The sequence below is a fragment of the Segatella copri genome, from assembly GCF_024330485.1.
Taxonomy (GTDB): Bacteria; Bacteroidota; Bacteroidia; order Bacteroidales; family Bacteroidaceae; genus Prevotella; species Prevotella copri_L.
The window spans coordinates 16,320-26,794 of record NZ_JANDWX010000019.1 but is presented as its reverse complement, the minus strand read 5'-3'; the positions used below and the strand labels follow the sequence as shown (position 1 = coordinate 26,794).

The 10,475-nt window shown below is 48.3% G+C and carries 10 protein-coding genes; 1 reads left to right on the top strand and 9 read right to left on the bottom strand.

All coding sequences use genetic code 11. The annotated features are described in order from the left end of the window. Positions 1-4: 4 nt before the first annotated feature. From NNC77_RS10865 to NNC77_RS10835, 7 genes are read right to left on the bottom strand one after another with little or no spacing between them, the layout of a single operon-like run. Positions 5-2,839: a hypothetical protein gene (locus NNC77_RS10865; RefSeq protein ID WP_254970956.1), complete on the bottom strand. Its 2,835-nt coding sequence runs from the start codon at positions 2,837-2,839 to the stop codon at positions 5-7. Next, on the bottom strand, positions 2,836-3,921 hold the full coding sequence (locus tag NNC77_RS10860) for a hypothetical protein (RefSeq protein ID WP_254970958.1): 1,086 nt from the start codon (positions 3,919-3,921) through the stop codon (positions 2,836-2,838). Before NNC77_RS10860 ends, NNC77_RS10865 begins: the two co-directional genes overlap by 4 nt. Then, positions 3,918-4,451 carry a hypothetical protein gene (locus NNC77_RS10855; RefSeq protein WP_254970960.1) on the bottom strand — a complete coding sequence of 178 codons (534 nt, stop codon included), beginning with the start codon at positions 4,449-4,451 and terminating at the stop codon, positions 3,918-3,920. Before NNC77_RS10855 ends, NNC77_RS10860 begins: the two co-directional genes overlap by 4 nt. Then, positions 4,448-4,879 (bottom strand): hypothetical protein, encoded by a 432-nt coding sequence (locus tag NNC77_RS10850; protein ID WP_254970962.1) that lies wholly within the window; start codon positions 4,877-4,879, stop codon positions 4,448-4,450. Before NNC77_RS10850 ends, NNC77_RS10855 begins: the two co-directional genes overlap by 4 nt. A 2-nt stretch (positions 4,880-4,881) precedes the next feature. Beyond that, complete coding sequence (locus tag NNC77_RS10845; protein ID WP_254970963.1) at positions 4,882-5,430, bottom strand: hypothetical protein; 549 nt, start codon at positions 5,428-5,430, stop codon at positions 4,882-4,884. 19 nt (positions 5,431-5,449) lie between these two features. Further along, complete coding sequence (locus NNC77_RS10840; RefSeq protein WP_254970965.1) at positions 5,450-6,631, bottom strand: PBSX family phage terminase large subunit; 1,182 nt, start codon at positions 6,629-6,631, stop codon at positions 5,450-5,452. 41 nt (positions 6,632-6,672) lie between these two features. Next, positions 6,673-7,278 (bottom strand): hypothetical protein, encoded by a 606-nt coding sequence (locus NNC77_RS10835; RefSeq protein ID WP_254970968.1) that lies wholly within the window; start codon positions 7,276-7,278, stop codon positions 6,673-6,675. Positions 7,279-7,610: 332 nt separating this feature from the next. Between NNC77_RS10835 and NNC77_RS10830 the strand changes: the two genes are divergently transcribed. After that, positions 7,611-7,805: a hypothetical protein gene (locus NNC77_RS10830; protein ID WP_118220278.1), complete on the top strand. Its 195-nt coding sequence runs from the start codon at positions 7,611-7,613 to the stop codon at positions 7,803-7,805. A 123-nt stretch (positions 7,806-7,928) separates the two neighbouring features. Here NNC77_RS10830 and NNC77_RS10825 read toward each other — a convergent pair whose 3' ends face one another. Together NNC77_RS10825 and NNC77_RS10820 are read right to left on the bottom strand one after the other, a co-directional pair. Next, positions 7,929-9,290 carry a site-specific DNA-methyltransferase gene (locus NNC77_RS10825; RefSeq protein WP_254970972.1) on the bottom strand — a complete coding sequence of 454 codons (1,362 nt, stop codon included), beginning with the start codon at positions 9,288-9,290 and terminating at the stop codon, positions 7,929-7,931. A 126-nt stretch (positions 9,291-9,416) separates the two neighbouring features. Beyond that, positions 9,417-9,959: a hypothetical protein gene (locus tag NNC77_RS10820; RefSeq protein WP_254970974.1), complete on the bottom strand. Its 543-nt coding sequence runs from the start codon at positions 9,957-9,959 to the stop codon at positions 9,417-9,419. Positions 9,960-10,475 lie beyond the last annotated feature (516 nt).

Sequence of the window (10,475 nt, the reverse complement as noted above, 5' to 3'; positions counted from 1 at the left end):
CTTTCTAATTGTTCAACTCTATCATTGTAACCTCGCAATATCCGCTGTTTGTTGTCTTGATTTCAAGAACCGCAAAATACGCTCCGTACTGGGCAAGGTACACTGGCTTCGTTTCGTCAAAGTTCAATATCTCCAAATCGGAAAGGTTGAACCGCTCCACAATATGGTGTGGGTTCGCCACCGTCTTTCTCAACTTTTCCAGCTTGTTGTCGAAGATGTCCTGAAGGTCGATGTTGAAAGCCAATTCCGCATAGCCGGCATCGTTCTTCGTCAGGTTCACTATTCGGTCTTTACATGCCTTGTATTTCGTTGCGACTTGTCTGGTGTACGTTGTGTTGTTAAACGTGGATTGCTTGCTTTCCCATTCGTATATCGGTATGCGGTTTCCGTCCGTGGCAGCAAATGGTAGCGTACAGACGTCTTGCGTATACTCCAGCGTCTTGTTGTCTATAGTCATATCCGCATCGTGCTGCTGGTATACGGTGTCGTCTTCCTTCCACTTGTAGATATTATGCTGGCAGTAGTCCTCTACGCTGAAATCGGTCTGCCTTGGATGGTTGCTTGCTTCGCTCGGGATGAGCTTCTTCGTCCAGTCCACCGCATGCGCCTTGTCTTCCCAAAGGTTCACGATGTCTGCAAACGTAAGTGTTCCACCAATAAACCGCTGGCTTGGAAACGTTGATGTCAGAATGCAGATACACTTCAGAAAATCCGTTACCTTGATGTCGGGAAGGTTCTTGCCGATAGGGAAATTTCCTCCGTAGGGTACTTCATCGCTCTGCTTGATGCTGGCAGACAACCGACCGTTGTAACACTTCAATCCAATTAATGCCTGATTTTTCGGGTGCTTCATTTCAAAGGTTACGATGTCGCCCTCTTCCAAATCTATCTCCCCTCGTCCTGCTACAAGGTGTATGAATCTGCCGTTTACCTTATCCGATTCATAATCGGTCACATATTTTCTAGAAGTCTCATCCTGCTGCAACCCTGCAATATATAGAGTTTCCGTCCAAGTTCCGTCATCGTTCTTGTGTTTAACCTTCATTTCGATGTAATTCGGTGGATATGAGTAGAATGCCTGCCACTCAGTACTCCCCTCACCGAAACTCCATGATTTGTGTCCGCTAGGAGTTACCTTCGATGCGTCCCACGACCAGTTCATCTGAACATCAAAAATCATCTTGCAGGAAATCTTAACATTCAGCTGGCTGTATCTGTGCCCAATCTCCAGCCCATCGAATACCTCCGATAGGCTCGTCGGTTGGAAGTCGAGAATACCAAGGCTCTCTGCATGAAAAAAAGTGCCCTCTAATCTGCCTACAACCGTCTGCACATCTGCCTTTCTTGTAATCAACGGAACAGCAAGCCCCTTGATGATTTCTTTCGCTTGATTGCTCCAGCCGAATGCCACACCAGTCTGTGCCGTTACGAGGTCTAGGATATACTTTGCTGTGACGCTTGGCTGGATTGTTCCATTGCCCCAGGAACTACCAAAAGAGCCACCTCCACCAAAAGAGCCGTTTCTTTCAAACGTGCCACTGCTCGCTCTCGCATTGTTCTCCGTCTCGCTTTTACTCTTAACAAGAATAGTCGTGCCAGTGCTGTATGCTTTGATGGCGTTGATGATAAGCCATTCCGCTGTTGCTGGTGCTTGCAGGTCTACATCGATAGGCATGCTCTCGCTCGTATATTTGACGCTGTACGCTCCGGCAAGCCGCAACTTGGATAACTTACCGCCCGAGAGATAATAAGCCGCCACAGCCGTGCTTAACACCATATTTACCATGTTATCTACCGAAGGCTTGATGTATACGAGGAGACCGGAAGGTTTACTCTTTACCACGTTGAACTCTGTTTCTCCGGCTGCATTTATCTCATACGTTCCCCATGGTGTTGTCTCTCCGGTCTCCTTGTTCAGTACTCCGTATTCGATAGAGCCAGCCTTCTCTGCCCGAACCTTGATGGATATTGTATCCATGTCAACGCTCGTTTCGATATTGGCGATACATGCCCCGGCATAAACAAACATTCCGAGAATAGGATCCGGAGCTGGTAGTACCGGATAAGTCTCTTTTTCTGTCTTCCCGGAATCATCGGCAAGGCTAATAACGTTCTTGTTGGTGTCGAGTATTGCCCATGTCCGGAATTGTCCCTTGCCTAAAACCTTTCTGATGGTGGCTCTCATTCCAGCCTCGAAAGGTATGATTGCACACTGGTATGTCTCATCGGTCAAAACCTCGCCCGATACATACTTTCCGACTTCTGTTCCAGTTCTTATCTTACCTTCAACGAGTGAGTATGTCGTGTCACTGTTCCCTCCCACGCTGCGGTCGTATCCATACCATTCATCGCTTGATGTCTTAGCCACTGCCGTTTCGTATCTTCCATAGAAAACTCCATCCTCTATTGCCTTCTCGTAGGTGTCGTAGCTGTTGTCTTTGGTGAACAGCAGATACTTCGTGCAATTCAACTCGTTCAGCTTTAGGTCAGACGATTGCAGCGTTGCCAATGCTTGGAACAATCCCCAATAAATCGAAATTTCGATGGTTTCCTTGACGCTCAGAACGCTTGCCCTTCCGCTGTGGATAATCTCCAAGCCGTTTCGGAAATAACGTGCTGTGTGGAAAATATAGGGGTATTTGCTGCTGGTGCTCGGTTTCCCTGCGAACTCCAGCACAGCCATATTGTGCGCTGTCTTGGGCAGGTTGATGGTGTATGTCGTGTTGGCGGTCATTTTCGTAATATCGCGAAAAAGGTTGCTCTTGATGTCGAGAGTGATTGCCGAATCCTCGCTCATATCCATCAAGATGCCATCGATGTATAGTTGCTGGTCTGTCATAGCTGCTGAATTTGTGTATTGTTAATAACTAGGTTGCAGACGAAATCCTGCAACTCTGCTGTTGTCTTGGTGTAGGTTCCTGCCTTGATTGTCACACTCTGCCACTTGTCGCCACCGAGGTACATATCAACGACCGGGCTGCTGGCTAGGTCTTGCAGGAAATCGAACGTCTCGCTGTCTACCAATGGTGCGCAAAGAGGTATGGTGTCCTCTCTGCCGTAGCCCTGCCTTCTGCCGTTCGCTCCAAGGTATCCGAATATGGTATCGTCATACGCTCCGAGGTTGTTGCGTACAAAGCTTGTGCCGCTGCTTATCGCTCTACTCTCATCGCCTTGCGTGAATAGCCAGTAACAGTAAAAGCCGTGTCGGTCAACCCACCGAAGATAAATGCCCTTCTCCGTGTCGTTCCTTTCTATCCTTGCAAGGAGAGACTGCTTGCCACCGCTCGCCATCGCAAAGGTAAGGTCGAAAACGTCCGTGAACGTTCCCAGTTCTATCTTGCCATCGTAGTCGTAGATGTTCCAGTACCTCGCCTTGTTTGGCAGAACGCTGGTGTTAATGTCCACGATGCCATCGATGCCGGGCTTAACTAACTTGTTTGGTGCTCCCTCATAGCCGACAAGTATCTGGGAAGCCGCATTGAGATAAAAACCAAAGGAGAATGGGAAATGCGTGAACCATGTCAGCTTCTTTCTTGCGTTCCACGTCTCTCCTGCCCTCATCGCTCCCCAAACGTAGAAGGTCGTGTAGCTGAATGTTGCAAGGTCGCTCCCCTCGCTGTCCTTGACCTTCACGGAAACATCGAACACCGCCCCGAGGTTGCTCTTCTGGCTCTCCCTGCTGTAGTCGATGTTTCCGAAGCTGATGCCATCGAAGAGTGCCTGCACATATTCCCGGTAGTCCATGATGCAATTATCTGCAAACGCTTCCACGCTGTACGTGTACGTCTTGGTCTCCCTGCTGATGGTTGCCTCGATGCTCGCAACACCCGAGCCGCTTGCCTTGATGATGCAGGGAAGGAATGCGAAGCCTACAGCATCCGGGTATTTAATCGTGATATTGTTTTTCTCTGTCTGTCTCATACCGTCTCATTGTTTAGTTTGATACTTCCCACCGACTGGTGGATTAAGAAAATAAGTCGCTGCCCGAGCCGCTTCATCGTGTCGGGCACAACGTTGCTGTATACGTCAGCCCTGCCGCCCGTCCGGTGCAGTTTAGAACCCTTGCTGGCGATGGTGTGGGCGATGGCTCCTGCCATGCTCATGTCGCCACGCTCTTGTGGTGTATACTTGTGTGCCCGGTCGGTCTTGTAGGGGATAGGTCTGCCGTGCAGTCCCTTGTCTTTCATCCACTGCCGGATGATGCTACGGAAGCCGTATGGTATCTTTCCTGCCCTTCGTCCGGTCTCAAGCACCCCGAATGGCTTGTGTCCCCATAGGATGGTTTCTTCCTCGCTGGGCTGCTCCACCTTTAGGCTAGCTATCGTTCGCCCTGATGCGTTCTGTCCGTTGATACGAATGTGGTTGATGATAAGCTGCCGTGCTCTCTCCACTTCCTCACGCATGATGAGCGATGCCGCCTTGGGGTCGAATTGAATACCTCCCTTGCTCATACCTCACACCCTCCTATGCTCTGTGTCAGTTGCAGGGAGTACATTACGCCAGACACGATCGTGCTCAAACGCTCGATGATGGTCTCGTAGTACTGCTGCCCTTCCAATGGTTCGAACTGGTGCGACTGATTGATGGCTCGTATCATCCTTGCCCCTGCCAACTTCATTCGGTCGATGCACTCTCCGTTGTCTTCTCCTTCCGCTGCTCTCGGTACGGTGTCGAGATAAGCCAGGGCAACGTTCACGGTGTCGTATACCCTGCCGTTGCGTATCTCTGTCGTGCCGCTGGCTGGGATGATGCAGACGATTGCCGGATAGTTCAGTTTCTCCAGCTTGGTGTCTGCTGTGTCCCAGTCCTCGAATAGGTAGGTGTAGTCTGGTAGCGTGTCTGCTGCCAGCTGCTTCAATGTTTCTCTGATTGTTGCCATAATTATCTAGATTTACGTTTCATTTCTTCCGCTTGCAACTTCTGCAGGTTTCGCTCGTACACGCTTCTCTTGTTGTCCATTTCCATGCACTTGTAGATGCGAAGCCATGGCGTTTTTAATACTTGGTCGTGGTCGCTGATGCCCATCCTTACCGCATACCAGTCCAGCATGCCGAATAGTCCGAACCGCAGGGTATCGATGCCAGCCTCCTTCTCCAGTCTCGTTGGCTTCGCTGTGTCTGTGCTCTCGAAGAGCTTGTTGATGCGCTCCACCTCTGCTGTTACCCAGCCGATGAGCATAACGACATCAACCGCCATAGCCTGCTCCACTTCCTTGTGGCTCAGACCGAGGACGGTTGTCACTATCTGATACAGACTTTCCTCGCTGTCTGATAGCTGGGAAAGGTCTATTAGCTGCCCGATTGATAACTGGTTGAGATTGCCGGGCACTTGTTTTCCTCCGACAAACGCTGGTCGTGGCTGCTTGCCGATTTTATAGCTGGTGTGCCTAGCAACTGCCAGCCAGTACTTGAATGTAGTGTTATTATCCATACGCTTTATAATTTTGTCGTTATCTTTGTCTCAATACGTGCGCCCTAGCCGTTCCATGGCTTGCTACGGATAACTTCTTCAAGGCTACGTATCGTATTGCGTCTATGCCGTGGTTGAATGCGTCTATAGGCTGGTTCGTGGTCTCTCCATCCCTTGACTTCTTCCACTTGTATTGCTGCATGTTTCCGATGATGCCGTGGCTGCGTCTTGTTATGTTGATGCGGAAACGCTTCAAGATGTCGATACCGTTGTTGATACTGTCCGCTCCCTTGGTGCTGCCGATTATCCACAGCCCTCGGTTGTGTATCTCCTGAATGCTCTTAGGCTCTGCCGAATCTGCAATGATAAGGTCTCGTTTCGTCCGTCCTTGTTCCTTGCATCGGTCTGCGATGTCATCGTTCGTCATTCCAGGCTGGTAGATTTCTTCGTCCACCCATAACTCTCCGTGCGCCAATATAACGTGCTCCAGCGCAGTTGGGTCGTTGGTGAATCCGAAGTCCATACCCCTGCATTCCATCTTCCACTCCTCCCTTGGTGGCAGCTTGTCAACGATGCCCCAATTTGTGAATATAAGTCCGGTTATCTTTCCGGTCAATCCTCTAGCGTACACTCGCCACAGTTCGGGGTCGTCAATCTCCTCAATCTTCTTGTGCTCCTGCTCCGTCAGAAATCGGTTGTTTCGGTGGTCGCTCAGGATCAGTCGGCAGTCATCCCTGCCGATGATGTTGTTGTGTACCCAAAACCTTGCGCTTGGGTTGTAGTCGATGAATACCTGCTTACGTGTTCGGATGGCAAGCTGCCAAAACACTTCGTACGGCACACCGTTCGCCTCGTTCACGAACAGATAGTCTCGCTTACCGTTCTTTGCATCCTGCGCATCTTGATAACTCTTGAACTCGATGATTGAGCCATTCTTACCTCTGTAACTGCTGTCGCTCTTGTTGTTCTTGAACCAGTCCAGCAACTCTGCCCTTGTGTGCAGGATAGTGTCGAGGTCTCGCATGGCTCCCACCTTCAGGTTCGGGAGGTCTTGACCGCACACCGTGATAATCACCCTTGGGTGCTCAAAAGAAAGCACTATAAGACGCTGCATGATGGTGTATGTCTTCCCCGAGGACGTGCCTCCTTGGTTTACGAGAAACCTTGGCTTCACGTCCGCATTCGGTTCATAAAGTTCACCAATAACGTCAAATAGTGCCATTCTTTCAAACAATAAAAACTTAAAACAAAATTATGGTTAAATTATTCTTTATCCAATCCTTCACGCTCGATTACTTCCTGCTCGCTGGATGCACACTGGTGTCCCGAGTTGATGTAGCGTACCTCGATGCCACCTTGGAAGCCTGCGTTCAGGTCGAGCACGACCTTATCCAGTCCGAGCAGCTTGCAAATCTGCGTCTCTGCCTTGATGATGATGTCGAGGTAGCGTGGTTCTCCGAATCCTCGCTTCTCGGCATCGTACATTATCGCCTTGACGGTCTCGATTGAAATCTGCTTTCCTCGTTCATCAAATAAAGGCTGTCCATGCTGGGTTGATTTCTGCAAGTGGTAGTCTTCCTTCGACTTCTCCCAGGCTTCCCACGCTTCACGTATCACCAGCTTCAACCTTGCCACCTCGCTGGTTATTTTCTCGTCTGTGTCGGTCAGTCTCTCTTCCCTCCACTCCTTCAATAACCGCTGAATGTCGCAGTGTGCTTGATTGTATTTCGGTCTGTCGAGCCGCTTGCGAACCTCTGCCGTGATTTCTCGCTCCGTCCATCCTCTGCGGTATAGGGGTGCGATAATCTGCAGGCGGTTCTCGATGTCGATTTTCTGTGCTCGATGCTTATTGTTGTTACCTTGTGGCATATTTTGATTACTTGAAATTTATTTGATTTTTTATAAAAATTCTACTTGAAAAACTTGCATATTTCAAATAAATTTCGTATCTTTGCAAACGTAATAAGGGAAGAGTCCTTATTTACTGAAACCCTCCGAGGATGAGGGAAAAGTAAAATGAAATCCCAAAGCCTTATGAGAACTTACATTTCGATTAGGATTTGGAAAATCAAAATAACCTTCACGATTGAGCTCTGAGGGTTTTGATTATTCCAAGGGGTGGTGCTCGAACCACCACCCCACTTTGGGATTTCGTTTGCAAATTTACGAATTAATTTTCATATAACCAAATTTTTAACATTATGAGTACTACGAATGAAACTACCTCCAAATCTTGGGGAGGTGCTCGCAAGGGTGCAGGGCGAACGAAGAAATACGCTGCAACATTCTATTTCGGTGCTACCGAGGACGTGGCTAACATCTTGGCAGGGGTCGATAAGAAAGACCGCAGCGGCTTCATCAACCAGTGTATTCTCAAAGCGATGGGCAGGGGTTAATCTCCTGCCTTTTTTCGTTTCCGCTCCCTTGGAGTTATTTTGTGCGAATTTTGCGTGTGTGCCGCTCTTTCCGCAAACTGGTGTAGTTTATCAACCTTGAAGAGAAAAGCCGACACATCGCAACTATTCGCCATGCTTCTTAAACTCGTCTATCTTGACCGCTTTCTCGCCAGTCAGCTTTTCCCAGCGTGCAATGATAACATCGCAATAATGTGGGTCGAGCTCCATCAAGAACGCATTGCGGTTTAACTGCTCGGCTGCGATAAGCGTTGTACCACTACCACCGAACCCGTCATATACATTCCAATCTTCCTTTGTGCTATTGCCCATCAAATAAGCAAAAAGCGGCACTGGCTTCATCGTAGGGTGTTCCCTTGATACTTTAGGTCGAGCCATATCAATAACCGTTGTCTGCGCTCTGTCGTTGAACCAATTGTGCGCACCTCCATTTTTCCACCCATAAAGACACGGCTCATGCTTCCACTGGTAGTCCTGCCGCCCTAGACAAAGCGAATCCTTGTTCCATATCAATATCTCACGTAGCTCCAAATCTTTCGTGCTCATTAGAGCCTCTCTGAACCACATCGAATAATTGTCGCTGTGGAAAATATAGAAAGCAGCACCCTTCTCCATAGTTTCTTCTGCTGCCAAAAATGCAGCCGACAGGAAATCCCGGAACTTGTCATTGTCCATTTTGTCGTTCTTGACCGTCAGCCCATCCGTTCTATGCTTTCCCCTGCTCATCATAGCAGAACCTTCGTAACCATAGCCAACATTGTATGGAGGGTCTGTAAGATACAGATTAACCACTTGCTCCCCCATAAGGAACTTGACCTGCTCTGCATCCGTGGAGTCACCACACATAAGGCGATGCTTTCCGAGTTGCCAAAGTTCGCATTCCTTGCACCGCTGTGGGATTTTCTCTGCATCCTCATCGAACTCATCATCCTTTGCCTCCTTCTGATCCTCGTCTGCCTGCTCTCCATTTTTCAATGAATCAGGACTCATCCACCCTTGCAGCTGCCAGTCTTGAATACCCCAGTCCTTCAAGAGGTCGGTATTCCACTGGTTCGCCAGAGCATCGGTGTCCCAGTCTCCGAAGCCAGCATTGTCCTTGATGATGAATTCTTTCTTCTGCGATTCCGTGAGGTCTGATGCCTTGACGATGGTTGCAGTTGGCTGCTCCTTCCACTGGCTCCAGTAGTTGGCGATTGCCAGCTTCTCTGCATCGGTCAGCCGCTGGTCTGTGTCGAGAACGTCCATGATGGCTTCGGGTGTCATGCTCACGATGTGGCAGAGTGCCCTCGTTCTCATATTGCCACCCAGTGCCTTGTAGGTTTCGTCTACGACTATCGGGCGAAGCTGGAGCATCTTAGGAAATACAAGGATGCTCTTTACCAGCTTTTGGAAATTCGCCTCAGTTATGGTTCTCGGGTTCGCTTCGTTCTCGCTGACCCTCGATAGTGCGATTTCTTCTGTTTTCATTTTCTTCTTGTTTTAAGTTCGAAATTTGTGCTTATTTGATAAACACTGGCGCAAAGATACGACTTTTTTGCTTTAGTTGTTTGTTCTTTGCATACTTTTAACTTTTTCAAACACTTCACTTTGGTTTTATCCATCAAAGGCTCTGATGGTTTTCTGCAGGGTTGTCTGCGATTTCTTCGGCATCAATCTGACCGGGTATCCTGCACAGACCCACGCGAGGAGAAGTGCGTCTCTCTGGTCTTGGTTCATTCTCGGCATTTTCTCTCCTGCGCTTACAAAATAAGCAATTTCGTCTTGCGTGATTTTTCCGTCTTTACCCTTCCAGCACTTCTTTAGCGGCTTGATGATTTCGCAGGGGATATTGTAGTGTTTGCAGCACTCGACAATCAAGATTCCGGTCTGATGGTTCATTCCGGTAGAGCGTCCGATGGCTGCTGCCTTGACTGCTGTCATGAACCGATTAAGCACATGCCAGTTGCTTTTGTTGAGCCAGCCGCCTTCAATAACGACCTTAATCTTCTTGCAACTCTCGTTCATTGCTCTGAGGTAATCTATCAAAGCTGGGAAGTTCATTTTATAGGCGAGAAACTTCTTGTCGTCAAAGACTGCTCCAACTCCGCTTTCCTGATTGTCGGGGTCGATTCCGATTATAACTGTTCCTTTTTCCATTTTTTCTTTAAAGTACTTATTTTGTTCAAATTTCACGAATAAGCGTTTATTTTGTTCTGCTGGTGTAGTTTACTATCCAACACCCTTTACGTGCGCATATACGTGCACACATGCGTTATTATCCCTATCTTTCCCCTACCCCTTTCTTTCCCTTCTTTTCGGTTGCGATAGAGAAAGCTGGCAGGGATTCCGGAAGTTGTGCCTGCGCTTGCAAAATAAATGAATAACAAAATGTATATGTTGCAGGGTTCTTCCTTCTTCCACCGCCAGCCGAATGAATAAAAGCATAATTTTCTAACGATTTCTTTTTCTTACTTCTTCATGTACCACCTCGCTTTCTTTGTTTGTTGTCAGACTTCGGGAGATGCGTTTCCGGCTCTCATATCGTAATTTCAAGATGTTATAAGTTTATTTGTTTTGATATTAGAGCCTATCTCCTTCTGTCCTCGCTGGTTAATAACTCTATTATTGAACTCACGACCGATTATTCTTTTTGTTCTCTAGCAGCCATGCCAG

What these genes read in the sequence shown, in the direction of transcription:
- NNC77_RS10865 (WP_254970956.1), bottom strand. Translation starts at nt 2,839, where the DNA reads ATGACAGACCAGCAACTATACATCGATGGCATCTTGATGGATATGAGC.
- NNC77_RS10860 (WP_254970958.1), bottom strand. Translation starts at nt 3,921, where the DNA reads ATGAGACAGACAGAGAAAAACAATATCACGATTAAATACCCGGATGCT.
- NNC77_RS10855 (WP_254970960.1), bottom strand. Translation starts at nt 4,451, where the DNA reads ATGAGCAAGGGAGGTATTCAATTCGACCCCAAGGCGGCATCGCTCATC.
- NNC77_RS10850 (WP_254970962.1), bottom strand. Translation starts at nt 4,879, where the DNA reads ATGGCAACAATCAGAGAAACATTGAAGCAGCTGGCAGCAGACACGCTA.
- NNC77_RS10845 (WP_254970963.1), bottom strand. Translation starts at nt 5,430, where the DNA reads ATGGATAATAACACTACATTCAAGTACTGGCTGGCAGTTGCTAGGCAC.
- NNC77_RS10840 (WP_254970965.1), bottom strand. Translation starts at nt 6,631, where the DNA reads ATGGCACTATTTGACGTTATTGGTGAACTTTATGAACCGAATGCGGAC.
- NNC77_RS10835 (WP_254970968.1), bottom strand. Translation starts at nt 7,278, where the DNA reads ATGCCACAAGGTAACAACAATAAGCATCGAGCACAGAAAATCGACATC.
- NNC77_RS10830 (WP_118220278.1), top strand. Translation starts at nt 7,611, where the DNA reads ATGAGTACTACGAATGAAACTACCTCCAAATCTTGGGGAGGTGCTCGC.
- NNC77_RS10825 (WP_254970972.1), bottom strand. Translation starts at nt 9,290, where the DNA reads ATGAAAACAGAAGAAATCGCACTATCGAGGGTCAGCGAGAACGAAGCG.
- NNC77_RS10820 (WP_254970974.1), bottom strand. Translation starts at nt 9,959, where the DNA reads ATGGAAAAAGGAACAGTTATAATCGGAATCGACCCCGACAATCAGGAA.